This is a genomic window from Mycobacterium sp. MYCO198283 (genome assembly GCF_021213805.1).
Classification (GTDB): domain Bacteria; phylum Actinomycetota; class Actinomycetes; order Mycobacteriales; family Mycobacteriaceae; genus Mycobacterium.
The window spans coordinates 328,715-355,341 of the sequence record NZ_JAJQJI010000004.1; the positions used below are offsets into that span (position 1 = coordinate 328,715).

General features: G+C 73.1%; 25 protein-coding genes. 20 read left to right on the plus strand and 5 right to left on the minus strand.

Going from position 1 to position 26,627, the window contains the following annotated elements:
- Positions 1–8 precede the first annotated feature (8 nt).
- Positions 9–1,397: a class II 3-deoxy-7-phosphoheptulonate synthase gene (locus LV457_RS10490; RefSeq protein ID WP_232170769.1), complete on the plus strand. Its 1,389-nt coding sequence runs from the start codon at positions 9–11 to the stop codon at positions 1,395–1,397.
- Here the strand turns inward: LV457_RS10490 and LV457_RS10495 are convergent, their stop codons facing one another.
- Positions 1,398–2,657, minus strand: coding sequence for a protein kinase (locus LV457_RS10495; protein WP_232170772.1), 1,260 nt, complete (start codon positions 2,655–2,657; stop codon positions 1,398–1,400).
- Positions 2,658–2,698: 41 nt separating this feature from the next.
- On the opposite strand from LV457_RS10495, the gene LV457_RS10500 reads away from it, so the two are divergent.
- Entirely contained in the window at positions 2,699–3,103 is a 405-nt protein-coding gene (locus LV457_RS10500; RefSeq protein WP_232170775.1) for an Rv2175c family DNA-binding protein, read from the plus strand.
- A 29-nt stretch (positions 3,104–3,132) separates the two neighbouring features.
- On the opposite strand, the gene LV457_RS10505 is transcribed toward LV457_RS10500, so the two are convergent.
- The 4 genes from LV457_RS10505 to LV457_RS10520 form a co-directional block, all read right to left on the minus strand.
- Positions 3,133–4,647 carry an alpha-(1->6)-mannopyranosyltransferase A gene (locus LV457_RS10505; RefSeq protein WP_232170777.1) on the minus strand — a complete coding sequence of 505 codons (1,515 nt, stop codon included), beginning with the start codon at positions 4,645–4,647 and terminating at the stop codon, positions 3,133–3,135.
- Positions 4,648–4,651: 4 nt separating this feature from the next.
- On the minus strand, positions 4,652–5,707 hold the full coding sequence (idsA2, locus tag LV457_RS10510; RefSeq protein WP_374198806.1) for a bifunctional (2E,6E)-farnesyl/geranyl diphosphate synthase: 1,056 nt from the start codon (positions 5,705–5,707) through the stop codon (positions 4,652–4,654).
- Positions 5,708–5,842: 135 nt separating this feature from the next.
- The gene (locus tag LV457_RS10515) at positions 5,843–6,472 is read right to left on the minus strand and encodes a DUF3153 domain-containing protein (RefSeq protein ID WP_232170976.1); all 630 of its coding nucleotides are present in this window, start codon (positions 6,470–6,472) and stop codon (positions 5,843–5,845) included.
- A gap of 117 nt (positions 6,473–6,589) precedes the next feature.
- Positions 6,590–7,198: an N-acetyltransferase gene (locus tag LV457_RS10520; protein ID WP_232170780.1), complete on the minus strand. Its 609-nt coding sequence runs from the start codon at positions 7,196–7,198 to the stop codon at positions 6,590–6,592.
- Between the two features lie 241 nt (positions 7,199–7,439).
- Here LV457_RS10520 and LV457_RS10525 point away from each other — a divergent pair, with 241 nt between their 5' ends.
- From LV457_RS10525 to LV457_RS10610, 18 genes are all read left to right on the plus strand, one after another.
- Entirely contained in the window at positions 7,440–7,847 is a 408-nt protein-coding gene (locus LV457_RS10525) for a DUF3040 domain-containing protein (protein ID WP_232170783.1), read from the plus strand.
- A gap of 311 nt (positions 7,848–8,158) precedes the next feature.
- A complete protein-coding gene (gene mraZ, locus LV457_RS10530; protein ID WP_232170978.1) occupies positions 8,159–8,590 on the plus strand; it encodes a division/cell wall cluster transcriptional repressor MraZ in 432 nt (143 codons plus the stop codon).
- Entirely contained in the window at positions 8,565–9,752 is a 1,188-nt protein-coding gene (gene rsmH / locus LV457_RS10535; RefSeq protein WP_232170786.1) for a 16S rRNA (cytosine(1402)-N(4))-methyltransferase RsmH, read from the plus strand. Before mraZ ends, rsmH begins: the two co-directional genes overlap by 26 nt.
- Positions 9,749–10,813 (plus strand): hypothetical protein, encoded by a 1,065-nt coding sequence (locus LV457_RS10540; RefSeq protein WP_232170788.1) that lies wholly within the window; start codon positions 9,749–9,751, stop codon positions 10,811–10,813. The genes rsmH and LV457_RS10540 overlap by 4 nt, the downstream gene beginning before the upstream one ends.
- An 89-nt stretch (positions 10,814–10,902) precedes the next feature.
- Positions 10,903–12,723, plus strand: coding sequence for a peptidoglycan D,D-transpeptidase FtsI family protein (locus tag LV457_RS10545; RefSeq protein WP_374198808.1), 1,821 nt, complete (start codon positions 10,903–10,905; stop codon positions 12,721–12,723).
- A gap of 75 nt (positions 12,724–12,798) precedes the next feature.
- Positions 12,799–14,310 (plus strand): UDP-N-acetylmuramoyl-L-alanyl-D-glutamate--2,6-diaminopimelate ligase, encoded by a 1,512-nt coding sequence (locus LV457_RS10550; protein WP_232170791.1) that lies wholly within the window; start codon positions 12,799–12,801, stop codon positions 14,308–14,310.
- Positions 14,310–14,729 (plus strand): hypothetical protein, encoded by a 420-nt coding sequence (locus tag LV457_RS10555; RefSeq protein WP_232170793.1) that lies wholly within the window; start codon positions 14,310–14,312, stop codon positions 14,727–14,729. The genes LV457_RS10550 and LV457_RS10555 overlap by 1 nt, the downstream gene beginning before the upstream one ends.
- Positions 14,726–15,805 (plus strand): phospho-N-acetylmuramoyl-pentapeptide-transferase, encoded by a 1,080-nt coding sequence (gene mraY, locus LV457_RS10560; RefSeq protein WP_232170796.1) that lies wholly within the window; start codon positions 14,726–14,728, stop codon positions 15,803–15,805. The genes LV457_RS10555 and mraY overlap by 4 nt, the downstream gene beginning before the upstream one ends.
- 1 nt (position 15,806) lies before the next feature.
- Positions 15,807–17,267 carry a UDP-N-acetylmuramoyl-L-alanine--D-glutamate ligase gene (gene murD / locus LV457_RS10565; RefSeq protein ID WP_232170799.1) on the plus strand — a complete coding sequence of 487 codons (1,461 nt, stop codon included), beginning with the start codon at positions 15,807–15,809 and terminating at the stop codon, positions 17,265–17,267.
- Between the two features lie 26 nt (positions 17,268–17,293).
- Entirely contained in the window at positions 17,294–18,817 is a 1,524-nt protein-coding gene (gene ftsW / locus LV457_RS10570; protein ID WP_232170982.1) for a putative lipid II flippase FtsW, read from the plus strand.
- On the plus strand, positions 18,814–20,013 hold the full coding sequence (gene murG, locus LV457_RS10575; RefSeq protein WP_308192184.1) for an undecaprenyldiphospho-muramoylpentapeptide beta-N-acetylglucosaminyltransferase: 1,200 nt from the start codon (positions 18,814–18,816) through the stop codon (positions 20,011–20,013). The genes ftsW and murG overlap by 4 nt, the downstream gene beginning before the upstream one ends.
- A gap of 38 nt (positions 20,014–20,051) precedes the next feature.
- Positions 20,052–21,464 carry a UDP-N-acetylmuramate--L-alanine ligase gene (gene murC, locus LV457_RS10580; protein WP_239030623.1) on the plus strand — a complete coding sequence of 471 codons (1,413 nt, stop codon included), beginning with the start codon at positions 20,052–20,054 and terminating at the stop codon, positions 21,462–21,464.
- Entirely contained in the window at positions 21,461–22,387 is a 927-nt protein-coding gene (locus LV457_RS10585) for a cell division protein FtsQ/DivIB (protein ID WP_374198802.1), read from the plus strand. The genes murC and LV457_RS10585 overlap by 4 nt, the downstream gene beginning before the upstream one ends.
- A gap of 307 nt (positions 22,388–22,694) precedes the next feature.
- Positions 22,695–23,843 (plus strand): cell division protein FtsZ, encoded by a 1,149-nt coding sequence (ftsZ, locus tag LV457_RS10590; protein ID WP_232170804.1) that lies wholly within the window; start codon positions 22,695–22,697, stop codon positions 23,841–23,843.
- Between the two features lie 31 nt (positions 23,844–23,874).
- Positions 23,875–24,582, plus strand: coding sequence for a peptidoglycan editing factor PgeF (gene pgeF, locus LV457_RS10595; protein WP_232170806.1), 708 nt, complete (start codon positions 23,875–23,877; stop codon positions 24,580–24,582).
- Between the two features lie 2 nt (positions 24,583–24,584).
- Positions 24,585–25,409: a YggS family pyridoxal phosphate-dependent enzyme gene (locus LV457_RS10600; protein ID WP_232170808.1), complete on the plus strand. Its 825-nt coding sequence runs from the start codon at positions 24,585–24,587 to the stop codon at positions 25,407–25,409.
- Positions 25,406–26,095: a cell division protein SepF gene (locus tag LV457_RS10605; RefSeq protein WP_232170810.1), complete on the plus strand. Its 690-nt coding sequence runs from the start codon at positions 25,406–25,408 to the stop codon at positions 26,093–26,095. The genes LV457_RS10600 and LV457_RS10605 overlap by 4 nt, the downstream gene beginning before the upstream one ends.
- 113 nt (positions 26,096–26,208) lie before the next feature.
- Entirely contained in the window at positions 26,209–26,502 is a 294-nt protein-coding gene (locus LV457_RS10610; protein ID WP_232170812.1) for a YggT family protein, read from the plus strand.
- Positions 26,503–26,627 lie beyond the last annotated feature (125 nt).

The window sequence follows — 26,627 nt, forward strand, 5'->3', positions numbered from 1 at the left end:
ATGAAGAGGTGAACTGGACCGTAGACGTACCCATCGACCAGTTGCCGCCGCTTCCCCCGCTCCCCGCGGACCTGCGTGCGCAGCTGGACGCTGCGCTGGCCAAACCGGCCGCCCAGCAGCCGAGTTGGCCGGCCGATCAGGCGCAGGCCATGCGGACGGTCCTGGAGAGCGTGCCCCCGGTGACGGTGTCGGCCGAGGTGGCGCGGCTGCAGGAGCTGCTGGCGCAGGTGGCCCGCGGTGAGGCGTTCCTGCTGCAGGGCGGCGACTGCGCCGAGACGTTCGTCGACAACACCGAGGCGCACATCCGCGCCAACATCCGCACGCTGCTGCAGATGGCGGTGGTGCTGACCTACGGCGCCCGCATGCCGGTCGTCAAGATGGCCCGCATCGCCGGCCAGTACGCCAAGCCGCGGTCGTCCGACGTCGACGCGCTCGGCCTGAAGTCCTACCGCGGCGACATGGTCAACGGCTTCGCGCCGGACGCCGCGGTCCGCCAGCACGACCCGTCGCGGCTGGTGCGCGCCTACGCCAACGCCAGTGCCGCGATGAACCTGGTGCGCGCGCTCACGTCGTCGGGCATGGCGTCGCTGCACCTGGTGCACGACTGGAACCGGGAGTTCGTCCGGACGTCGCCCGCCGGGGCCCGCTACGAGGCCCTGGCCGGCGAGATCGACCGCGCGCTGAGCTTCATGAGCGCGTGCGGGGTCAACGACCGCAACCTGCAGACCGCCGAGATCTTCGCCAGCCACGAGGCGCTGGTGCTCGACTACGAACGCGCCCTGCTGCGGCTCGCCGACAACGGCGCCGGTGACACCGCGCTCTACGACCTGTCTGCGCACTACGTGTGGGTGGGGGAGCGCACCCGCCAGCTCGACGGCGCCCACATCGCGTTCGTCGAGACCATCGCCAACCCGATCGGCGTGAAATTGGGCCCGACCACCGCACCCGAGCTCGCGGTGGAGTACGTCGAGCGCCTCGATCCGCACAACCAGCCCGGCCGGCTGACCCTGGTGACCCGGATGGGCAACGGCAAGGTGCGCGACCTGCTGCCCCCGATCATCGAAAAGGTGCAGGCCACCGGCCACCAGGTCATCTGGCAGTGCGATCCGATGCACGGCAACACCCACGAATCGTCGACCGGCTACAAGACGCGGCACTTCGACCGCATCGTCGACGAGGTGCAAGGCTTCTTCGAGGTGCACCGCGCGCTGGGCACCCATCCGGGCGGCATCCACGTCGAGATCACCGGCGAGAACGTCACCGAATGCCTCGGTGGCGCCCAGGACATCTCCGACACCGACCTGGCCGGCCGCTACGAGACGGCGTGCGACCCGCGGCTCAACACCCAGCAGAGCCTAGAGCTGGCGTTCCTCGTCGCGGAGATGCTGCGCGACTGATCAGCGCAGCGTCAGCAGCCCGTCGAGGTTGCTGCCCACCAACCAGCCGCCCGCGCCCACGGCGCCGGTGAGGACGAGCACGACGGCCAGCCACAGTAGCGCCGACCGGCGGCTGCGTTGCCGATCCCAGGCGAACTCTTCGATGCCGATGCCCGCGAACGTCGCTGTGCCGCCGGGCCATTCGTCGTCCGAGTCTTCCGGTTCCCCATCTTCCGGTTCCCAGTCGGCCGGGCCGCGGGTGAACTGCCGGGTGGCCCGCGGTCCGCGCGGCGGTGCCGGCTGCGGCCCGATCGGCACCGGCATTGCCGTCGTCGCGTCCGGGCGCGGCGCCACCGCGGATCGGTGCAGCGCCGAATTGCGGGGCGCGGGAACGCGGAACGGCGGCAGCCCGAGGTCGTCGACGATCGCGTCCAGGTCGTCGGCCATGGCGTCGGCGTCGGCGTACCGCCGCCCGGGCTCGCGGGCGGTGGCGCGCAGCACGAAGCCGTCGAATGCGGTGGGCACGCCGGTGATCCGGGTGCTCGGCGGCGGCACGTCGGCCTCGAGCCGCCGGTAGGCCACCGACAGCGGGGTGTCGCCGGTGAACGGCACCGTGCCCGTGAACAATTCGAACACCATGATGCCGGTCGCGTAGACGTCGCTGCGCGGGTCGGCCTCACCGGTGCTGACCTGCTCGGGCGACAGGTACGCCGCCGTGCCGAGGATGACGCTGGCCGAGGTGATCTGCGCCTCCGCGACCGCCCGCACCAGGCCGAAGTCGGCGATCTTGACCTCGCCGTCATCGGAGATCAACACGTTCTCGGGTTTGACGTCGCGATGCACCAACCCGCCGCGATGCGCCACCGCCAGCCCTCCCAGCACCGGGCGCAGCACCGCGGCGACGGCGTGCGGCGGCATCGGGCCCCGTTCGTCGAGCAGCTCGCGCAGCGTCCCGCCCTCGACGAGCTCCATCACCAGATAGGGCGGCCACCCGCCCGGGGTTCCCAGGCCCTGGTCGTAGACGGCCACCAGCCCCGGATCCTTCAATCGCGCGACGGCGCGCGCCTCCCGCTGGAAGCGGGTGAGGAATTGCCGGTCGCCGGCGTACCGCCGGTCCATCACCTTGATCGCAACCGGCCGGTCCAGCCGCAGGTCGAGGCCGCGGTACACCGCCGACATGCCGCCCGTCGCGATGACGGTGTCCACGCGGTAGCGGCCGTCGAGCGCCGCACCCACCAGCGGATCGAGCGCGGCGGCCGTCCGGTGCAGCGGGGCGTCCATCGCGTTCATGGTAGCCAGCCGCAGGCCCTAGAATCGACGCGGTGAGCAGCGTTCCCGCAGCTGAGGATGTCCTCGCGCCGGACGAGCCGGTCCATGACCTCCCGACCGTCGCCGAACTGCTGGGGATCCCCGTCACGCGGGTGCACCAACAGCTCAAGGACGGCCAACTCGTCGCGATCCGCCGCGGGGGCATCCTCGTGGTGCCGCAGGTGTTCTTCACCGCCGACGGCCAGGTCGTCAAGGCGCTGCCGGGGCTGCTCGCCGTGTTGCGCGACGGCGGCTACCGCGACCCGGAGATCCTGCGGTGGTTGTTCACGCCCGACCCGTCCCTCACCATCACCTTCGACGGCCGCCGCGAGCCGGTGGACGGCGCCCGGCCGGTGGATGCGCTGCACTCCCACCAGGCGCGCGAGGTGCTGCGCCGCGCGCAGGCTTCGGCATACTGACCGCAAGGCGGTCGCGGCCTGCTGAGGCGTCAGTCGACCGGCTCGGGCGCCGGAGTGGTCCTGCGCCGCAGGCCGTACCACGCCAGCGCCGCAGCGGCGGTCGCCAGCGCGACGTGCAGCCACGAGTACATGCCATGGGAGCCGTCGGGCTTGAAGATCACCATGATCCAGGTGGAGAACGCGGCGATCACGGCGATCGCCGTCGGTGACTGCGCGAGCGCCGACAGCACCGCCAGCGGCCAGGTGTAGTACCAGGGCAGCGCCGCCGGGACGAACAGCACCACCACGGCCATGGCGAGCGCAATGCCGGTGAGCGCTTCGCGGTCGTCGTGCCGGAACCGCAGCCACAGCAGCGGCAGCGCCACCACGATCACCCCGATACCGACGATGCGCGCGACCTCCAGCACCGCATAGAAGTTGACGCCGCCGAACAGGCCGCCGACCACGTTCACCAGGTTCGCGGTGGCCGTCGGCAGGGTCAGCCAGTTGATGATCTTCACCGCGGAGCCGGCGATGGCGGTGAGCCAGCCCAGCCCGACCCCGGCCAAGAGCGAGAACAGTGCGAACACCGCGACGAAGGTGGCCACGCAGCCGGCGGTGGCGCGCGCGAACGCCGCGAGCGGACGGATGTCGCGGCGGTCGCGGAGCTGGTTGGCCCACACCCACACCAAAAACGGCAGCGCGATCCCCGCGGTGGCCTTGACCGCGACCCCCGCCGTCACCACCGCGAAACCCACCACCGGGCGGTGGCGCAGCGTCAACGCGATCCCGGCCGCGAGCAGGCCGACCATCAGCATCTCGTTGTGCACGCCACCCATCAGATGGATGATCACCAGCGGATTGAGCGCGCAGATCCACAGCGCGGTCGCGCCGTCCGCGCCGATGCTGCGCGCGATCCGCGGCACCGCCCACACCAGCAGCGCCAGGCCCGGCAGCATGCACAGCCGCAGCACCATGGTGCCGACGACGGCGTTGTCCCCGACGGCCATCGTGACGAGCTTCGCGACCAGGATGAACGCCGGGCCATAGGGCGCGGTGGTGGTCGTCCAGATGGGGCTCACGTCGTCGAGCAGACCGTTCGGGTTCTCCACCGGGCCGACCGCGTAGGGGTCGAAGCCGTCGCGCAGCAACGCGCCCTGCGCCAGGTAGGAGTAGGTGTCGCGGCTGAACACCGGCACGCTGAGCAGCAGCGGCGCCAGCCAGCAGGCGGTGCACACCCGCATCGTGTATTCGTCGGCGGATCGCTGCAGCACCCGCCGGCCCAGCCAGATCCACGCTGTAAGCAGGGTCAGCACCCCCAGCCACAGCACCACCGACGACAGCACGAGCCCGTGCCCGAAGCGCAGCCACGACAGGTGCAGGGACTCCAGCAGCGGGTCGTGCACCCGGATGCTGCCCGCGCCGAGGCCGCCGACGGTGATGAACACTGCACCGCCGCACCCCAGGAGCGCCGGCCGCCCGGCCCCGCAGTGCAGGAAGGCGCCCAGCCGCTGCAGCGGCGCGACCTGCGGGGTCGTGTCCGGCGTCGGAGTGGAGGTCGACATGTCTTCAGGCGGACCGGTTGGACGCCAATCGGGCCAGTTCGCCAAGACCCGCCTTGGCCTGCGGGGTGATCGGCGCGGCGGTCAGCTCGTCGACTGCCCGGCGCGTCAGGGTGCCGATGCGGTCCTCGACGGCGGCCAGCGCCCCGACCGACTCGATGAGGCCGCAGAGCTCGCGAACCTGGTCGTCGGTGAGCTCGGAGCCGACGTGTGACCGCAACCGCTCGGCGGCGGCCGGGTCGGTGCGTTCGGCCGCGGCGACCGCCTCGGCGAGCAGCACCGTCCGCTTGCCCGACCGGAGATCGTCGCCGGACGGCTTGCCGGTGACGGCGGGGTCGCCGAACACGCCGAGCACGTCGTCGCGCAGCTGGAACGCGATCCCGAGGTCGGTGCCGACGCGGTGGAAGAGTTCGGCCACGTCGGGCCGGTCGGCCGCGGCGGCGGCACCGAACTGCAGCGGCCGGGACACGGTGTAGGACGCGGTCTTGTAGGTGTTGACGCGCAGGGCGGACTCGATGGAGTCGGCGCCGCTGGATTCGGCGACGATGTCGAGGTACTGGCCGCCGAGCACCTCGGTCCGGATGTCGGCCCACACCCGCTGCACCCGGTGCTGCGCGTCGGCCGGCAGGCCCGAGGTGCCGACGATGTCGTCGGCCCACACCAGCGCGAGGTCGCCGAGCAGGATGGCCGCCGACAGCCCGAACTGGCCGCTGTCGCCCCGCCAGCCGCGGCTGCGGTGGAGGTCCGCGAAGTGCCGGTGCACGGTCGGCCGGCCCCGCCGCGTGGCCGAGTCGTCGATCACGTCGTCGTGCACCAGCGCGCACGCGTGCAGCAGCTCGAGGGCGGCGAACAACCGCAGGGCCGCCGGGTCGTCGGCGCGGTCCGGCGGCGCGACGGCGCGCCATCCCCAGTAGGCGAACGCCGGGCGGAGCCGCTTGCCGCCGGTGAGCACGAACCCTTCGAGCACCTCGGTCAGCTCGGCGTAGTCGGTGCCGATGGGGGCGGCGTCAGCCCGCCGGCCGCGCAGGTACACCCGCAGCTGCTCGGTGACGGCGCCCGCCAGCTCCGTCGCGGACGGCGCGGCCGGTGCTGTTGCTTCGAGGCTCAGCGCACGCCCCTCTCTGTTCGCCCGGTGCACGTGAAGCTCATTCGACAGGCCAGCGTAGAGGCCGGTGGCGGGCGGGCGGCAGCCGGACTCTCAGCCCGCGTCGGCCTCGTCGCCGACCTTCGGCGAGCGGTCCCGGTTGGACCACGCCAGGAGCGCGATCACGCCGGCGACGATGAACGTCCCCACCGCCATCCAGGTCGCCGCGCCGGTGAAGGAACGGGCGCTGGGGTCGGTGTAGCGGGCCTGGGCGGTCATGGTGCTGACGACGCCGGGCTGCAGCTTCCATTCGACGACCTCGGGCGCCACCTGGTTGCCGTTGGTGGCGGTCACCTCACCGGGGAAGGCCACCGACAGGCCGATGTCGGCGCTCGCGTCGGTCAGCGCGGTCAGATCGGCGCGACCCTCCAGCACCACCTGGTCGCCGGCCCGGCGTAGCGACAGGTCGACCCCGGCCGCGTCGGAGTTCATGTTGGCCAGCTGTGGCAGCTCGGCGAACGTCAGGTCGGAGAACACCGCCGACGAGCCGACGTAGCCGTCGCGCTCGTACTCGGAGATGGCGACCTTCTGGGAGAACGGCAGGTTCGGGCTGAACTGCGGCCCGGTGTCGTCGGCGTTGCGTGGTTTGGAGGCCGCCGTGATCTGGCCGGACACCAGGTCGTCGGGGGAGATGGTGATGTTCGCGTCGATCCGCACGCAGCCGGCGGCCAACGGGACCAGCATCAGCAGCAGCGCGGTGGCGACGAGACGGGTTCGCCGCGTCCGGGGCGAGGCGACCTGCGGGTTCAGCACGCCTCGATGGTGCCAGACCCCCGTCCGCGCCGCGGTGCCGACGAGCCGCTAGCCCGCCGCGTCGTCGAGCGGCAGTCGCCGGCCCAGGATGGCGAAGGGCCGCGGGTCCCCGGCGAAGTGGTGGCCGCGGATGACGTCGAAGAAGCCGAGCCGCCGGTACAGGCGCCAGGCCCGGTTGTCCTCGCCGGAGATCTCCGGTGTCGAGAGCAGCACGTGCGACTCCGCGCGGCCGGCGAGCAAGCGCCGCGCCAGGGCCTCGCCGAGTCCGCGTCCCTGCGCCCGCGGGTGGATGTGCAGTTCGGTCAGCTCGAAATAGCTCGACATCAGCGCCGTGATGTCGCCGGCCGGCAGCCCGGCGCGCCGCAGCCCCGCCACCACCTGCTGCTGCCACCACTGGTCCGGTCCGCCGCCGTAGCCGTAGGCGACGCCGAGCATCGGGGCGCCCGCGAGCACCTCGGGCGCCGGCCGCTGCGCGCCGCCGAGGTCGAAGACGGCGACGGCGCGCCACCCCGGCCGCCGGCTGTGCTCCACCCACATCGACGCTCGCTGTTCGGACGTGCCCCGCGGGTAACGCATCGCGTCGACGTACACCGCCAGGGCGTCGCCGAGCCGGCGGTGCATGTCCTCGGGCGTCAGATCGACGAGAACTGCGGTCACGCGTCCCCTTTCCCGTCGGCTCGCGCACCCGGTGGCCGGCCGCTGTTGCCGCCATTATTCCGCCGCCCGCGAAACGCCCGCGGCATAGATCCGCGGACGCGCTTGCCCGCGCGCGCGGGCGGATACAATCCGGTGGTGAATAGGTGGTACGGCACTGTGAGTGCTCGTATCATGGTCGTCGAATGCCCGTAACCCACGGGCCACCGGACTGACGGCCGTATCGGCAAGAGGGAGGGACGGAATGCCACTCTCCGATCATGAGCAGCGCATGCTCGACCAGATCGAGAGCGCGCTCTATGCCGAGGACCCGAAGTTCGCGTCGAGCGTCCGCGGGGGGAACCTGCGTGCCCCCTCGACGCGACGCCGGGTGCAGGGCGGAGCGCTGTTCGTCGTCGGTCTGGCGTTGCTCGTCGCCGGCGTGGCCCTCCGGGCGACTTGGATCGGCAGCCTGCCGGTACTCTCCGTCGTCGGTTTCCTCGTGATGTTCGGCGGGGTGATCTTCGCGATCACCGGTCCGCGCACCTCGACCGGACTCGATACCGCCGCCCCGGGCGGCGGTGCCGCCAAGTCGCGCCGTTCCAAGACCGGCGGCGGCGGCTCGTTCACCAGTCGGATGGAGGACCGGTTCCGCCGTCGCTTCGACGAGTAGCGTCACCGGCTTTTCCGCGGGGCAGCCCAGCCTTTGGGTTGCCCCTTTTTTGTGCCCGTCGGCCGCCGGGTTCGCCGAAATCCCCTACTTCATCCCCCACTTCGCCCCACCGGGCGGTGCGCTGGCGGTGAGCTGCGAATTCAGCTGATCGCGGGGACGCCTTCGACGCTGTCGAGCGCGCGTTCGTGCGCTGCGTTGGCGCGCCGGGGGCGCGCTGGTGGCAGAATGGGGGGCGCTGTGGGGGATTGTGGGGTATGGTGGCGTTCGTCGGAGGGCAGGCGACTCCGGCGCGGGTGGCAGGAGGTGTCGAGATGTTCCTCGGCACCTACACGCCCAAGCTCGACGACAAGGGGCGGCTCACGCTGCCCGCCAAGTTTCGCGACGCGCTGGCAGGAGGACTGATGGTGACCAAAGGTCAAGACCACAGCCTCGCGGTCTATCCGCGCGACGTGTTCGAGCAGTTGGCCCGCCGCGCGGCCAACACGTCCCGCAGCAGCCCGGAAGCCCGGGCTTTCCTGCGCTACCTCGCCGCGGGCACCGACGAACAGCGCCCCGACGCCCAGGGCCGGATCACCCTGTCGTCCGAACACCGCCGCTATGCGAACCTCTCGAAGGAGTGCGTGGTCATCGGATCGGTCGACTTCCTGGAGATCTGGGACGCCCAAGCCTGGAACACCTACCAAGAGGCCCACGAAGAAGACTTCTCCGCGGCCACCGATGAGACCCTGCGCGACATCTTCTGATCCGCAGGCGGCCCACCGGCGGGCGGCCCGTGCCCCGTGGCCTCTGCCCGAGCTGACCCTGGCGTACTTCCCCAACGCCAGGTTCATATCGGACAGGGACCTCGGTGCACCGGCCGCCGGCACTTTCGGAGGCGTGGTGACACCGAACCAATCGCAACTCGAACCCGGCGACGACGCCCGCCACGGGCACGTCCCCGTGCTGGCCGACCGCTGCGTCGAGCTCCTGCGGCCGGCGCTCACCCGGCGAAGCTCCGACGGCGCCGGCGCCTGGCTCGTCGACGCCACCCTGGGCGCCGGCGGGCACGCCGACCGCTTCCTGCGCGAGCTGCCCGCACTGCGCCTCATCGGCCTCGACCGCGATCCCGACGCGCTGCGCATCGCCGGTGAGCGGCTCGCCCCCTTCGGCGATCGCGTCACCCTGGTGCACACCCGCTTCGACGGGTTGGCCGCGGCGCTGGCGGCGGCCGGACTCACCGACACCGAGTCGATCGACGGCGCCCTGTTCGACCTCGGGGTCTCCTCGATGCAACTCGACCGCCCAGAGCGCGGCTTCTCTTACAGCGCCGACGCACCGCTCGACATGCGGATGGATACCGACCAGGAGCTGACGGCCGCCGACGTCCTCAACACCTACGACCACGCGGCGCTGACCCGGGTGCTGCGCGACTACGGCGAGGAGCGCTTCGCCGCACGCATCGCCTCCGCGGTGATCCGGCAGCGGGCGACGCGCCCGTTCACCCGCACCGGCGAGCTCGTCGAGCTGCTGTACGCGGCGATCCCCGCACCCGCCCGGCGCACCGGCGGGCATCCCGGCAAACGGACGTTCCAGGCGTTGCGGGTCGAGGTCAACCGCGAGCTCGACGCGCTGCGAGCCGCGCTGCCCGCCGCGATGGCGGCGCTGCGACCCGGCGGCCGGCTGGTCGCGATGGCCTACCAGTCCCTGGAAGACCGCATCGTCAAGAACGCCGTCGCCGCCGCCACGGCGTCGCGCACCCCGCCCGGTCTGCCGGTCGAGCTGCCCGGGCACGAACCGCTGTTCACCGCGCTGGTCCGGGGCGCCGAGCAGGCCGACGACGTCGAACGACAACGCAATCCCCGCAGCGCGCCCGTGCGCCTGCGGGCGCTCGAAAAGGTGCACCGCCGGTCGGAGGGGGACTCATGAAGGTCACATCACGCGCATCGAAGGCGCGTCCGCAAGACGCCCCGCGGCGCCAGCGCCCCGCCGCGGCCGCCGACCGGCGCACCGGTACCCGGCCCACCCGGGACGCCCGGCGGCGCGAGCCCGACGCGGCGTCGCGCCGCCAGCGGCCGGCGTCGGCGGCGCCGGCCGCCCCGCCGCACGAGCCGCGAACCCGGCGGCGCACCTCCGAGCCCCGCCGGCATCCCGGCCGGCCTGCGACCCGCGAGCAGGCCAAGGCGCGCACCAAGGCGCGCAAGGCGAAGGCACCGAAGGTCGTCAGACCGCCGCTGCGCGAACGGCTCGCCGCCCGGATCGCCGCGATCGACCTGCGGCCGCGCGCGCTCGTCGCCCGCATCCCGTTCGTCGTGCTCGTCATCGGGGCGCTCGGCGTCGGCCTCGGCGTCACGCTGTGGCTCTCCACCGACGCCGCGGAGCGCTCCTACCAGCTGGGCAGCGCGCACGAGCTCAACGAGGCGCTGTCGCAGCAGAAAGAGGCGCTCGAGCGCGACGTGCTGGCCGCGCAGGCGCCGCCGGCGCTGGCCGAGGCGGCCCGCCAGCTCGGCATGATCCCCACCCGCGACACCGCCCACCTGGTGCAAGACCCCGCCGGCGCCTGGATCGTCGTCGGCACGCCGAAGCCCGCCGAAGGGGTTCCGCCGCCGCCGCTGAACACGCCGGTGGCCGCGGCCGAGCCGGCGCCGCCGCCCCGGCCCGAACGCCCGCCGGTGGAGGTGCCGGTGCTCGTCGCGCCCGGCGCCGCGCCGGCACCGGGCGCGACGCCACACGGACCGGCGGCCGGTCCGGAGGCCCTCGTCCGGCTGCCCGAGCCCGCCCTGCCCGGTCCCGTACCACCGGCCGTGAACGCGCCCGTGCCCCCGGCGGCCCCGGCGGCTCCCGCTCCCACGGCTCCCGCGGCCCCGGCGGCTCCTGCGCCCCCGGCGCCCGTCGGCGACGCGCCGGGCGCCGCGGTTGCGCCGCAGATCGCGCCGGCGGGAGAAGAATCCGCAGCCGTGGCTGCAGTCGTTCCAGGCGCCCCGGCGTGACGGGTCGTGACCGAAGGCCGCGCACCCCGCGGCGCACGACCACCGTCGACGGGCCGCACCCGGCGAAGACCCGCCGCACCCGCGCGCCGGTGGTCGAGGGCGGCCGCCGCCGCGGAGCCTCGTTCGTCGCCCGCCACCGTGCCGGCAACGCCGTCATCTTCGCGCTGCTGCTGCTCGCGGCGGGCCAGCTGTTCAACCTGCAGGGGCCGAAGGCCGCCGAGCTGCGCGCCGAGGCCGCGAGCCAGCTCAAGGTCACCGAGGTCGAGAAAGCGGTGCGCGGCGCGATCGTCGACCGGAACAACGCCAAACTCGCCTACACCACCGAGGCGCGCGCGCTGACGTTCCAGCCCGTCCGGGTGCGCGAGGAGCTCGCCGCGGCCAAGCAGAAGAAGCCCGACGCCCCCGATCCGCAGCAGCGGCTGCGCGACATCGCCGCCGGGGTGGCCGCGCAGCTGGGCAACAACCCCACCACCGCGACGGTGTTGCGCAAGCTGCAGAGCAACGACTCCTTCGTCTACCTCGCGCGTGCGGTCGACCCGACGATCGCCGGGGCGATCGTCGCGAAGTTCCCGGAGGTCGGCGCCGAACGCCAGGACATCCGGCAGTATCCCGGCGGCTCGCTCGCCGCCAACGTCGTCGGCGGCATCGACTGGGACGGCCACGGGCTCCTGGGCCTGGAGGACGCGATGGACAGCGTGCTCGCCGGGACCGACGGTTCGCTGACCTACGACCGCGGCTCCGACGGGGTGGTGATCCCGGGCAGCTACCGCAACCGCCACGAAGCGGTCGACGGCGCCACGGTGGAGCTGACGCTCGACGACGACATCCAATTCCACGTCCAGCAGCAGGTCCAGCTCGCCAAGGACGCCTCCGGCGCCAAGAACGTGTCCGCGGTCGTGCTCGACGCCAAGACCGGCGAAGTGCTCGCGATGGCCAACGACAGCACTTTCGACCCGTCGCAGGACCTCGGCCGCCAAGGCGAGCGGCAGCTGGGCAACCTTGCGGTGTCCTCGCCGTTCGAGCCGGGGTCGGTCAACAAGATCGTCACCGCCGCCACCGCCATCGACCTGGGGTTGACCAACCCCGACGAGGTGTTGTCGGTGCCCGGGTCCATCACGATGGGCGGCGTCAACGTCCGCGACGCCTGGGGCCACGGCGTGATGCCGTACACCACCACCGGCGTGTTCGGGAAGTCGTCGAACGTCGGCACGCTGATGTTGGCGCAGCGCATCGGGCCGGAGCGCTACTACGACATGCTCGCCAAGTTCGGGCTCGGCCAGCGCACCGGCGTCGGGCTGCCCGGCGAGAGCGCGGGCCTGGTGCCGCCGATCGACCAGTGGTCGGGCAGCACGTTCTCCAACCTGCCGATCGGGCAGGGCCTGTCGATGACGTTGCTGCAGATGGCCGGTATGTACCAGGCCATCGCCAACGACGGGGTGCGCATCCCGCCCCGCATCGTCCGCGCGGTGACCGCCGCCGACGGCACCCGCACCGAGGAACCCCGGCCCGAGGGCGTGCAGGTGGTGTCGGCGCCCACGGCGCGGACCGTCCGCAACATGCTGCGCGCGGTGGTCCAGCGCGATCCGAGAGGTTCCCAGCAGGGCACCGGCCCGCAAGCGGGGGTGGAGGGCTATCAGATCGCCGGCAAGACCGGCACCGCGCAGCAGATCAATCCCGGCTGCGGGTGCTACTACGACGACGTCTACTGGATCACCTTCGCCGGGATGGCCACGGTGGACGATCCCCGCTACGTCGTCGGCATCATGATGGACGCGCCGCATCGGGCCGCCGACGGTAGCCCCGGGTCGTCGGCCGCGCCGCTGTTCCACAACATCGCCAGCTGGCTGCTGCAGCGCGAAAACGTCCCGCTCTCACCCGATCCGGGACCGCCGCTCGTGCTGCAGGCCTGAGGCCTGCCGGCCGGTACTGTGTGGCAGCCGGTTCCGGCTGCCGAACGCTCGGCCGCAGACGCGAAGGGGGAAGCGATGTCGCCTGCGCTGCGTCCCCACGCATCCGCGGGTTTGCGGCTCGACGAGCTCGGCGCGATGCTGGGCGCCGCGCCGACGGGTGGCGCGGCGCAATCGGTCCGGGTCACAGGGGTCACGCTGCGGGCCCAGGACGCCGCCCCCGGTGACCTGTTCGCCGCCCTGCCCGGCGCCCGGGCTCACGGCGCGGTGTTCGCGGGCGACGCGGTGCGCCGGGGCGCGGTCGCCGTCCTCACCGATCCGGCCGCCCCGCTCGGCGAGCTGGACGTGCCGGTGCTGGTGCACCCCGAGCCCCGCGCCGTCTTGGGCACCGCCGCGGCGGCGGTCTACGGCCACCCGTCGCGCACGCTCGACGTCGTGGGGGTCACCGGCACGTCCGGCAAGACCACCACCACCTATCTGATGGAGGCGGGCCTGCGCGCCGCCGGCCGACGGGCCGGCCTGATCGGCACCGTCGGCATCCGCATCGACGGCGCCGACGAGCCGAGCGCGCTCACCACTCCCGAGGCGCCGGCACTGCAGGCGATGCTCGCGGCGATGGTCGAGCAGCGCATCGACACCGTCGTCATGGAGGTGTCCAGCCACGCCCTGGCGCTGGGCCGGGTCGACGGCACGTCGTTCGCGGCCACCGGCTTCACGAACCTGTCGCGCGACCACCTCGACTTCCACCCGACGATGGAGCACTACTTCAACACCAAGGCGATGCTCTTCGACCCGGCCTCGCCGCTGCGCGGAGCGCGGACCGTGGTCTGTGTCGACGACGACGCGGGTGTCGCGATGGCGCGGCGGGCTGGCGACGCCGTAACGGTCGGTCTCACCGCCGGCGCCGACTGGACCGCGACCGACATTCGCACCGGGCCGGGCGGCGCGCAGCACTTCACGGTGGTCGCCCCCGCGGGCAGCGCCCACCCGGCGAGCCTGCGGCTGCCCGGCCGCTACAACGTCGCCAACGCGCTCGTCGCGGTGGCGCTGCTGGCGGCGATCGGGGTGCCGCCGGCCGACGTGATCGCCGGCATGCGCGAGGCGGCGGTGCCCGGGCGGCTGGAGACCGTCGACCGGGGGCAGGACTTCCTCGCGCTCGTCGACTACGCCCACAAGCCCGGCGCGCTGGAGGCGGTGCTCGCCACGCTGCGCGGCCAGCTGCCACTGGGCGGCCGGCTTGCCGTCGTCTTCGGCGCCGGCGGCAACCGCGACCCGGGCAAGCGCGCGCCGATGGGGGAGCTGGCGGCGACGCTGGCCGACCTCGTCGTGGTCACCGACGACAACCCGCGCGACGAGGACCCGGCGGCCATCCGCGCCGCGATCCTCGCGGGCACCGGAGCCGGCGCGGCCGCGGTGGTCGAGATCGGCGACCGGCGCGCGGCCATCGACTACGCCGTCGCATGGGCGCGGCCGGGAGACACCGTGCTGATCGCGGGCAAGGGCCACGAGACCGGACAGACCGCCGCCGGCCGCACCACGCCGTTCGACGACCGGATCGAACTGGCACGGGCGCTGGAGGCCCGGCGCTGATGGCCCGCGTCGTCCTCACCGCCGAGCCCACCACCGACGCGGTGCGCGCCGCGTTGAAGGAGCTGGCAGGGCGCGCCCGCGAGGCCAGAAGCGGTTTGCGCAGCTGGGCCGTCGTGGGCCCACTCGCCGACAGCAGCGACGCCGCGATATCCGCCCACGATGCCGTCGGCCGCCTCGCGGTGCGATTAGATGTCTCTCGATTCGTCGTCGTCGGAACCGGGAGGCCTATGCGCGCCATGCACCAGGGTGCGGTCATGGAGGGATCGTGGGGGTCCGAGGCGCTCCTGCTCGCCGACGTGACCGCCGCGCGCGCCCTGCTCGACGCCGACCTGGGCGCCGACGACGTGGTCCTGCTGGCCGGGACCGACGGGTCCGGGCTGCCGGCGCTGGCCGCTGAGCTCGCAGGTTCCACCGGATGAGGCAGGTGCTGATCGCCGTCGGTTTCGCGCTGACGGTGTCGATCATGCTGACGCCGCTGCTCGTCAAGTTCTTCACGCGCCAAGGCTTCGGCCACGAGATCCGCGAGGACGGCCCGGCCAGCCACGCCAAGAAACGCGGCACGCCGTCCATGGGCGGCGTCGCGATCCTCGCGGGCATCTGGGCCGGCTACTTCGGCACCCACCTGGTGGGCGTCGCGCTCGACGGCGCCGGGCCGTCGGCGTCGGGCATGCTGGTGCTCGCGCTCGCCACCTCGCTGGGCGGTGTCGGCTTCCTCGACGACCTGATCAAGGTCCGCAAGGCCCGCAACCTGGGGCTCAACAAGACCGCGAAGACCGTCGGCCAGGTGGTGTCGGCGGTGATCTTCGGCATTCTGGTCCTGCAGTTCCGCAACGCCGAAGGCCTGACGCCGGGCAGCCAGCAGCTGTCCTATGTGCGCGAGATCGCGACCGTCACGCTGCCGCCCGCGTTGTTCGTGCTGTTCTGCGTCGTGCTGGTCAGCGCCTGGTCGAACGCGGTGAACTTCACCGACGGGCTCGACGGGCTGGCCGCCGGGTGCATGGCGATGGTCACCGCGGCCTACGTGATCATCACGTTCTGGCAGTACCGCAACGCGTGCGCGACCGCCCCCGGCGTCGGCTGCTACAACGTGCGCGATCCCCTCGACCTGGCGCTGATGGCGGCCGCCACCGCCGGCGCCTGCATCGGGTTCCTGTGGTGGAACGCCGCCCCGGCCAAGATCTTCATGGGGGACACCGGCTCGCTGGCGCTCGGCGGCGTCATCGCCGGGCTGTCGGTCACCAGCCGCACCGAGATCGTCGCGGTGGTGCTGGGCGCGCTGTTCGTCGCCGAGATCGTCTCGGTGGTCATCCAGATCCTGGCGTTCCGCACCACCGGGCGCCGGGTGTTCCGGATGGCACCGTTCCACCACCACTTCGAGCTCGTCGGGTGGGCGGAGACCACGGTGATCATCCGGTTCTGGCTGCTCACCGCGATCGCGTGCGGGCTCGGCGTGGCGCTGTTCTACGGCGAGTGGCTCGCGGCCATCGGGGCCTGACGTGCCTGCGGACCCGCTCGCGCCGCTCGCACCCGGAGTGCCGGTGCTCATCGCCGGCGCCCGCGTCACCGGGCGGTCGGTGCTGGCGGCGCTGCGGCCGCTCGGGGTGGTCGCCACGCTGTGCGACGACGACCCCGGCGCCGTCCCGCTGGACGCGCCGGTCATCCGGAGCGCCGAGGCCGCCGCGCGGATCCGCGACTTCGCCCTGGTCGTCACCAGCCCCGGCTTCCCGCCCGGCGCGCCGGTGCTCGCGGCCGCCGCCGCCGCGGGCGTTCCGGTGTGGGGCGACGTCGAACTGGCCTGGCGCCTCGACACATCCGGCCGCTTCGGCGCGCCCCGGCGGTGGCTCGCGGTGACCGGCACCAACGGCAAGACCACGACCACCTCGATGCTGCACGCCATGCTGGTCGCGGCCGGCCGGCGGGCCGCGCTGTGCGGCAACATCGGCCGTCCCGTGCTCGACGTGCTGGCCGAGCCGTCGGATCTGCTGGCCGTCGAGCTGTCGAGCTTTCAGCTGCACTGGGCGCCGTCGCTGCGGCCGGACGCCGGTGTGGTGCTCAACGTCGCCGAGGACCACCTGGACTGGCACGGGTCCATGGCGGCGTACGCCGCGGCGAAGGCGCGCGTGTTGCGCGGCCGCGTCGCGGTCGGCGGCGTGGACGACCCGATCGCCGCCGAGTTGCTCGCGGCCGCCGAGGCGCCGACCCGCGTCGGGTTCCGGCTCGGCGTCCCCGCGCCCGGCGAGCTCGGCGTGCGCGACGGTGTGCTGCTCGACCGGGCGTTCGGCGATGCGGTGCCGCTCGTCGCGGCGGCAGACATCCCGGTGGCCGGCCCGGTGGGCGTGCTGGACGCGCTGGCGGCGGCGGCCCTCGCGCGGGCCGTGGGCGTCGACGCGGGGGCGATCGCCGCGGCGCTGCGCGGCTTCGAGGTCGGCCGCCACCGCGCCGAGTTCGTGGCGCAGGTGGACGGCGTGCGCTACGTCGACGACTCCAAGGCGACCAATCCGCACGCCGCGCAGGCGTCCATCGCCGCCCATCCGCGGGTGATCTGGCTGGCGGGCGGCATGCTCAAGGGCGCCTCGGTCGATCAGACGGTGGCAGCGGTCGGGCACCGGCTGGCCGGTGCCGTGCTGATCGGCCGTGACCGCGCCGCAGTTGCCGAGGCGTTATCGCGACACGCCCCCGATGTCCCGGTGATCACCGTGGCGACGCGGGAGGATCCTGTGGTGCACGAGACGCATGAGTCTGCTGTTACATATGAGACTCGATGGGTGGAAGACGGGGACGCGCCGCTGGGCGATCGGGTGATGGCCGCGGCGGTCGCTGCTGCCCGCAGCCTGGCCCGGCCCGGCGACACGGTGCTGCTCGCGCCCGCCGGTGCGTCGTTCGACCAGTTCGCCGGGTACGGCCAACGCGGTGACGCGTTCGCCGCCGCGGTCCGCGCGCTGCCCGCCGGACGGTAACCGTCGTGCGCATTCGGGTGCCCCGGCTGCGGCGCGCCGCGACCGACGGACCGGCCGACACCGCCGGCACCGGGGTGGCCACCGGACCGCGCACCCGGATGGGTGCCTGGCTGGGGCGGCCCATGACGTCGTTTCACCTGGTCGTCGCGGTCGCCGCCCTGCTGACGACGCTGGGCCTCACGATGGTGCTCTCGGCGTCGGGTGTGACGTCCTATGACGACGGCGGATCGGCGTGGGCGATCTTCGGCCGCCAGCTCATGTGGACGGCGGTCGGCCTGGTGGCGTTCTGGTTCGCGCTGCGGATGTCCGTGCGGTTCATCCGGCGGGTCGCGTTCAGCGCGTTCGCCATCACAATCGTCATGCTGGTGCTGGTGCTGGTGCCCGGCATCGGTCAGGTGGCCAACGGCTCGCGCGGCTGGTTCGTCGTCAACGGCCTCTCCCTGCAGCCGTCGGAGCTCACCAAGATCGCCTTCGTCATCTGGGGATCGCACCTGCTGGCCACCCGGCGGATGGAACGGGCATCGCTGCGCGAACTGCTGGTGCCGCTGGTGCCCGCCGCGATCCTCGCCCTCACCCTGATCGTCCTGCAGCCCGATCTGGGGCAGACGGTGTCCCTCGGCATCATCCTGCTCGCGCTGCTCTGGTACGCCGGGCTGCCGCTGCGGGTGTTCATCACCTCCACGCTCTTCGCTCTCGTCGCGGCGGCGGTGCTGGCGATGGTCGAGGGCTACCGCTCCGCGCGGGTGCAGTCGTGGCTCGATCCCGGCGCCGACGCCCAGGGCGCCGGCTATCAGGCCCGGCAGGCGAAGTTCGCGCTCGCCAACGGCGGGTGGTTCGGCGACGGCCTCGGACAGGGCACCGCGAAATGGAACTACCTGCCCAACGCGCACAACGACTTCATCTTCGCGATCATCGGCGAAGAGTTGGGCTTCGTGGGCGCCTGCGGGCTGCTGGGGCTGTTCGGCCTGTTCGCCTACACCGGGATGCGGGTGGCGCGGCGCTCGGTCGATCCGTTCCTGCGGCTGCTCACCGCCACGGCCACCATGTGGGTGCTGTGCCAGGCGTTCATCAACGTCGGCTACGTCGTGGGCCTGCTGCCGGTCACCGGCCTGCAGCTCCCGCTGATCTCCGCGGGCGGCACCTCGACCGCCACCACGCTGTTCATGATGGGGCTGATCGCCAACGCCGCGCGGCACGAACCGGAGGCGGTCGCCGCACTGCGGGCCGGCCGCGACGACCGCATGAATCGGCTGTTGCGGCTGCCGCCGCCCGAGCCGTACGTGCCCACCCGCGTCGAAGCGCTGCGCGACCGGCTACGGTCCCGCCCGGCGCCGGCCGGTCCGTCCACCTCGGTGCGGCCTGCCACCCGCGGCCGGTCGGCAACCGAACGCCGCGGCGGCGGCCGCACGTCCACCCCGCCCGCACGGCCGGAGCGCGCGGCGGCAAGGCATCATGGAGGCGCCCAGAACCGGGCAGGCCAGCGGCGCGCGAACCCGCCCCGACGTCGGGGCGACCGCGCCCGAGATCGGGAAGGTCAGCGTCACGGGTGAACGACGAGGTCCGGCCGTCGACGACGACCGGTGAAGCGCCGCGGTCCGCCTCGGTGTCGGTGGTGTTGGCGGGCGGTGGCACGGCCGGGCACGTCGAGCCGGCGATGGCGGTCGCCGACGCGCTGACCGCGCTCGATCCCGCCGTACGCATCACCGCCCTCGGCACGTCACGCGGGCTCGAGGTGTCGCTGGTACCCGCCCGGGGCTACGACCTGGAGCTCATCACGCCGGTGCCGTTGCCGCGCAAGCCCTCCGGCGACCTCGCGCGACTGCCGGCCCGCATCCGGCAGGCCGTGACGCAGGCCCGCGCGGTGCTCGACGCGGTCGACGCCGACGTCGTCGTCGGGTTCGGCGGCTATGTCGCGTTGCCGGCCTACCTCGCCGCCCGCGGCGGCGTGCGGCGCCGACCGGTGCCGGTGGTGATTCACGAGGCCAACGCCAGCGCCGGCCTCGCGAACCGGGTCGGCGCCCGCACGGCACGCCGCGTGCTCTCGGCGGTCCCCGATCCGGGGCTGCGCGGCGCCGAGGTGGTCGGCGTCCCGCTGCGCGCCGCGATCACGTCGCTGGACCGCGCCGCGCTGCGCACCCGGGCGCGCGCCTACTTCGGATTCCCCGAAAATGCCCGCGTGCTGTTGGCGTTCGGCGGTTCGCAGGGCGCGGTGCGCATCAACGATGCCGTGTCCGGTGCGGCCGAAGAGCTTGCGGCGGCGGGGATCTCGGTGCTGCACGCCTACGGCGCCAAGAACCGCCTGGAGCTGCCCGCGCCGTCGCCGCCGGCGCCGTACGTCGCGGTGCCCTACCTCGACCGGATGGATCTGGCGTACGCCGCCGCGGATCTCGCGATCTGCCGCGCGGGCGCCATGACCGTCGCCGAGGTGTCCGCGGTCGGCCTGCCCGCGGTGTACGTGCCGCTGCCCATCGGCAACGGCGAGCAGCGGCTCAACGCGCTGCCGGTGGTCAACGCCGGCGGCGGGCTGCTGGTGCCGGACGCCCTGCTCACGCCGGCCTATGTCGCCGAGACCGTCGTCGACCTGTTGACCGACGAGCCGCGGCTCGCGGCCATGACGGCGGCCGCGGCGGCCGTCGGGCACTCCGATGCCGCACGCCGGGTGGCCGAGGTGGCGCTGGAGATCGCCCGCGCGGCGCGCGCCGCCCGCGACACCGGCGGCCCGCCGCGCCGGTGGGGTCGCCGGTGAGCGGCCAGCCGCTGCCCGACGAGCTGCGCCGCGTGCACATGGTGGGCATCGGCGGTGCCGGCATGTCGGGTATCGCCCGCATCCTGCTCGACCGGGGCGGGCAGGTGTCGGGCTCCGACGCCAAGGAGTCCCGGAGCGTGCTGGCGCTGCGGGCGCGCGGCGCGCTCATCCGCATCGGGCACGACGCCGGCGCGCTGGACCTGCTGCCCGGCGGCCCGACCGTCGTCATCACCACCCACGCCGCGATCCCGAAGGACAATCCGGAACTCGTCGAGGCGCGCCGGCGTGGCGTGCCCGTCGTGCTGCGGCCCGCGGTGCTCGCCCGGCTGATGTCGGGCTACCGCACCGTCATGGTGACCGGCACGCACGGCAAGACCTCGACGACGTCGATGCTGATCGTCGCCTTGCAGCACTGCGGCCTCGACCCGTCCTTTGCGGTCGGCGGCGACCTCGGCGAGGCGGGGACCAACGCGCACCACGGCAGCGGTTCCTACTTCGTCGCCGAGGCCGACGAGAGCGACGGCTCGCTGCTGGAGTACACGCCCGACGTCGCGGTGGTCACCAACATCGACGCCGACCACCTCGACTTCTTCGGCAGCGAGGAGTCCTACACCGCGGTGTTCGACGCGTTCGCCGACCGCATCGTCGCCGGCGGTGCGCTGGTGGTGTGCGCGGACGATCCCGGCGCCGCCGCACTCGGCGACCGCGCGGCCGCCCGCGGCATCCGCGTGCTGCGCTACGGCAGCGATCCCGCCGCGGCGGGCGCCGGCGTCCTGCTCGACTGGGAGCAGCAGGGGACGGGCGCCGTCGCGCACGTCGGGTTGGCGGGGGAGCGGCTGCCGCGCGTCATGCGGCTGTCGGTGCCCGGCCGACACATGGCGCTCAACGCGCTCGGTGCACTGGTCGCGGCGATCGCGGCCGGCGCTCCGGCCGAGGCGGTGCTCGACGGCATCGCGGGGTTCGAGGGCGTGCGCCGCCGGTTCGAGCTCGTCGGCTCCGCGGATTCGGTGCGGGTATTCGACGACTACGCCCACCACCCCACCGAGGTCCGCGCCGCCCTCGCCGCGCTGCGCGAGGTGGTCCGCCAGACCGGCGTCGGCCGCGCGGTGGTGGTCTTCCAGCCCCACTTGTATTCGCGCACCGAGGTGTTCGCGCGCGAATTCGGGGCAGCGCTCGACGGAGCGGACCTGGTGTTCGTCCTCGACGTCTACGGCGCGCGGGAGCAGCCCCGGCCCGGGGTGAGCGGCGCCACGGTGGCCGAACACGTCAGCGTGCCGGTGCACTACCTGCCCGACATGTCCGCGGTCGCCGACGCGGTGGCCCGCGCGAGCCGGCCCGGGGACGTCATCGTGACGATGGGCGCCGGCGACGTGACGATGCTCGGCGGCGAGATCCTCACCGCGTTGCGGCTGCGGGCCAACCGCAACCTGCCGCGGCAGGACGTCCGGTGACCGGGCCGACGGGGCAGTCGGACGACGCGCCGCTGTCGGACAACACCGAAACGCAGCCGTTGCGGCTCGGCGCGCCGGCGCCCGCCGACGAGGTGCCCGGCGGCGAATTCGAGGGACCGCGCCGCCGCGCCCGCCGCGAGCGCGCCGAGCGCCGCGCCGCCCAGGAGCGGGCGATCGCCATCGAGCAGGCCCGCCGCGAGGCCAAACGCAAGGCCGGCATGCCGGCGCTCGAGGCCGCCACGACACCGCCGCGCGGCGTGGTCCGCGGCCTCAAGGTGCTGGTCTGGACGGTGGTCGCGGTCGTGGTGGCCGTCGGGCTGGGCCTGCTGCTGTACTTCACGCCGGTCATGTCGGCGCGGACGTTCGCGGTCACCGGCACCGGCGTCGTCACCCGCGAGGAGGTGCTCGCCGCCGCCGCCGTGCCGCCGGGCACGCCGCTCCTGCAGGTCGACACGGCGCTGGTCGCCGACCGGGTCGCCGCCATCCGCCGGGTCGCGGAGGTCCGCGTGCGGCGGGAGTACCCGTCGACGCTGCGGATCGCCGTCGTCGAGCGCATCCCGGTGGTGGTCAAGGACTATCCCGACGGCCCGCACCTGTTCGACCGCGACGGCGTCGACTTCGCCACCGCGCCGCCGCCGCCCGGGCTGCCGCTGCTCGACGTCGAGCGGCCCGGGCCCAACGATCCGCCGACGCGCGCCGCGCTGCAGGTGCTCACCGCGCTGCGGCCCGAGGTCGCCGGTCAGGTCGCCGCCGTGGCGGCCCCGTCGGTCGCGGCGATCACGCTGACCCTCACCGACGGCCGGGTCGTGGTGTGGGGGACCACCGACCGCACCGCGGAGAAGGCCGACAAGCTCGCGGCGTTGCTCACCCGCCCGGGCCACACCTACGACGTCTCGACCCCCGACCTCCCGACCGTCAAGTAGTCGCCCCGTTTCCGCGAGCGTGCGTGTCTGTACGCCGACACGCCGCGGCGGCCGGGTACGGCGCGCACGGTCGGCGGGCGCGAGTGGGCGGCGTCGGCCGTCACAGCAGAAAATGGGCCGGCGTTTCGGCGCGCCTGCGGTGTTGCGGCGGCACCGGCCCATACCGTTCTGGTTGCGCGGAACAACTTGACATAACTCTAAGCCTGTGGTTGAGGTTGAGGGTTTGCACCGGTCAAGTGACCCGCTTCGAATGTCTAACTGGGAGGAAGGCGATCGCCATGAGCGCTTGCGGGAAGAGCGGACAGTCATGACGCCTGCGCACAACTACCTCGCCGTCATCAAAGTTGTCGGCATCGGTGGCGGCGGCGTGAACGCCGTCAACCGGATGATCGAGCAGGGGCTCAAGGGCGTCGAGTTCATCGCCATCAACACCGACGCCCAGGCGTTGCTGATGAGCGATGCGGACGTGAAGCTCGACGTCGGCCGCGACTCGACGCGCGGCCTCGGCGCCGGCGCCGATCCCGATGTCGGCCGCAAGGCCGCCGAGGACGCCAAAGACGAGATCGAAGAGCTGCTGCGCGGCGCCGACATGGTCTTCGTCACCGCGGGCGAAGGCGGCGGCACCGGCACCGGGGGCGCACCGGTCGTCGCGACCATCGCCCGCAAGCTCGGCGCGCTGACGGTCGGCGTCGTGACCCGTCCCTTCAGCTTCGAAGGCAAGCGCCGCAGCACCCAGGCCGAGGCCGGGATCGCCGCGCTGCGCGAGAGCTGCGACACGCTGATCGTCATCCCCAACGACCGGCTGCTCCAGATGGGCGACGCCGCCGTGTCGCTGATGGACGCGTTCCGCAGCGCCGACGAGGTGCTGCTCAACGGCGTGCAGGGCATTACCGACCTCATCACCACGCCCGGCCTCATCAACGTCGACTTCGCCGACGTCAAGGGCATCATGAGCGGCGCCGGCACCGCGCTGATGGGCATCGGCGCGGCCCGCGGCGACGGCCGGGCACTCAAGGCGGCCGAGATCGCGATCAACTCGCCGCTGCTGGAGGCGTCGATGGAGGGCGCGCAAGGCGTGCTGATGTCGGTCGCCGGCGGCAGCGACCTCGGGCTCTTCGAGATCAACGAGGCCGCGTCGCTGGTCCAGGAGGCCGCACACCCCGAGGCGAACATCATCTTCGGCACCGTGATCGACGACTCGCTCGGCGACGAGGTGCGGGTCACCGTCATCGCCGCCGGGTTCGACGCGACCGGTCGCAAGCCGGCGGCGCCTGCCGGGTCGGGAGCGACGATCAGCAGCGGCGAGGCCGGCAAGGTCAAGTCGACGCTCTTCGAGCCGGTCGAGGCCGGCGCGGTGCCGAACCAGAACAACGGCGCCACGGTGCGCATCGGCGGCCCGAACGACGGCGGCATCTCCGACGACGACGTCGACGTGCCGCCGTTCATGCGCCACTGACACCCGCGGCGGCACCGGGATACTGGCGTCCGTGAGTGTTCGTGTGCGTCGCGTGACCACCACCCGTGCGGGTGGCGTCTCCCGCCCGCCGTTCGACACCTTCAACCTCGGCGACCACGTCGGCGACGATCCGGCGGCCGTCGCCGCCAACCGCCGGCGGCTCGCCGATGCGATCGGGCTCGGTTCGGACCGCGTGGTGTGGATGAACCAGACCCACGGCGACCGCGTCGTCACCGTCCGCGAACCCCGAACCCCGGCGCCCGACGACACCGACGGCCTGGTGACGGCGGAGCGGCGGCTCGCCCTGGCGGTCGTCACTGCCGACTGCGTGCCGGTGCTCCTGGCGGATGCCCGCGCCGGTGTCGTCGGCGCCGTGCACGCCGGCCGGGTCGGCGCGGCCAACGGCGTGGTGGTGCGGGCCATCGAGCAGATGACCCGTCTCGGCGCCACGCCCGCCGACATCTCGGCGTTCCTCGGCCCGGCGGTGAGCGGCCGCAACTACGAGGTGCCCGACGCCATGGCCGACGAGGTCGAGGCCGCCCTCCCCGGCAGCCGCACCACCACGTCCCGCGGCACCGCCGGGCTGGACCTGCGTGCCGGTATCGCGGTGCAGCTCAGGCGGGTTGGCGTCACGGCCGTCGACATCGACCCGCGCTGCACGGTCGACGATCCGGCGCTGTTCAGCCATCGCCGCGGCGCCCCGACCGGCCGCCTGGCCTCCGTGGTCTGGATGGAGTGAACGTGGCACCGGGGCGAGCGGAGCGACGGGGGGGAAACACCGCCCGCGAAGAGCAGTTGGCGACGGCCCTGCGCGCGGTGCGCGACCGGCTCGCGGCCGCCGCCGCCGCGACCGGCCGGGACCCCGGCGACGTCGAACTCCTGCCCGTCACCAAGTTCTTCCCGGCCTCCGACGTCGAGATCCTCGCCCGGCTGGGCTGTCGCGCCGTCGGCGAGAGCCGCGACCAGGAGGCCGCCGCCAAGATCGCCGAGCTCGCGGGCCGCGTTCCCGAGCCGCTGCGCTGGCACATGATCGGCAGCGTCCAGCGCAACAAGGCGAACTCGGTGGCGCGCTGGGCGTTCGCGGTGCACTCGGTCGATTCGCCCCGGCTCGTCGGCGCACTCGGGCGGGCGGCCGACCGGGCGCTCGCCGCCGGGGAGCGCAGCGCGCCGCTGCAGATCTACGTGCAGCTCAGCCTCGACGGCGACCCGGCGCGAGGCGGCGTCGACATCGCCGACCCGGCCGCCGTCGACGCGCTGTGCGCCGAGGTCGCCGGGCAGCCGGCGCTGCGGCTGGCCGGGGTGATGGGCATACCGCCGGTGGGCGCCGACCCCGACGAGGCGTTCGCGGCCTTGGCGGCCGCCCGGCAGCGAATCGCGGGCGACCATCCCGGCGCGACGGGGCTGTCCGCGGGCATGTCGGCCGACCTGGAGAGCGCGGTGCGACACGGCTCCACCGTTGTGCGTGTCGGTACCGCGCTGATGGGACAACGCCCGCTACGGTCACCATCAGTAGTCACTCCAGTCACATCTTTATCACCGAGCTTTACCCCGAAAGGTCACCGATGAGCACTCTGCACAAGGTCAAGGCCTACTTCGGCATGGCGCCGATGGACGATTACGACGACGAGTACTACGACGACGACCACGCCGCCGGCCGCAGCTACCCGCGCCGCGAACGTGACCACGACGCCCGCGACGACCGGCGCTTCGAGGGCCGCGCCGGCTACGAGGGCCGCGAATTCGAAGGCCGCGACTACAAGGGTCACGACTACGACGACCGCGGTGACCGGCCCGACGACTATCCGCCCGGCTACCGCGGCTACGGCGACGACCCCCGCTTCGAGGCGCGGCTGCGCGGCCCGCGGGACTTCGACCGGCCCGCTCCCCGGTTCGGCGTCGTCCGCCCCAGCAGCCGCGGCTCGCTCGCGATGGACCCGCGGCGCATGGCGGAGATCTTCGAGGCCGGCAGCCCGCTGTCGAAGATCACCACCCTGCGGCCGAAGGACTACAGCGAGGCCCGCACCATCGGTGAGCGGTTCCGGGACGGCACGCCGGTGATCATGGACCTGGTGTCGATGGACAACGCCGACGCCAAGCGACTCGTCGACTTCGCGGCCGGCCTGGCGTTCGCGCTGCGCGGATCCTTCGACAAGGTCGCGACCAAGGTGTTCCTGCTGTCCCCGGCCGACGTCGAGGTGACGCCTGAGCAGCGTCGGCGCCTCGCGGAGACCGGCTTCTACGCCTACCAGTAGCCAACCGATGAGCGACGCGTGCACTCGCCGCCAGGTCGGTAGGCTGGCATTGGTCCGCCACCACGGCGGACCGGGCCTTGTCGGCAATGTCACACTTCCGAAGGACGGGCTAGTTGGCGCCCCTTTTCAACATCATCGCGTTGGCGCTGTTCGCGTTTTGGTTGCTGCTGATCGCGCGGGTGGTCATCGAGTTCATTCGGTCGTTCAGCCGGGACTGGCGACCGCGCGGGATCACCGTCGTGATCCTGGAGGTGATCATGTCGCTGACCGATCCTCCCGTGAAATTGCTCCGCCGCATCATTCCGCAGCTCACGCTGGGGAACGTCCGGTTCGATCTGTCGATCATGGTGTTGTTGCTGGTGACGTTCATCGGCATGAACTTCGCCTTCGGCGCGGCGCAATCCTGACGGTCCCCGAGGGGGTCGTCCCACCTCGGTCGCCGACGCGCTGAGCCGGCGAACACTACGACACTTCGGTCCGTCCGCCGCCGGGACGGCACCGGAGCTTCACCCCTTTTAGCGGTCTTGCCTGC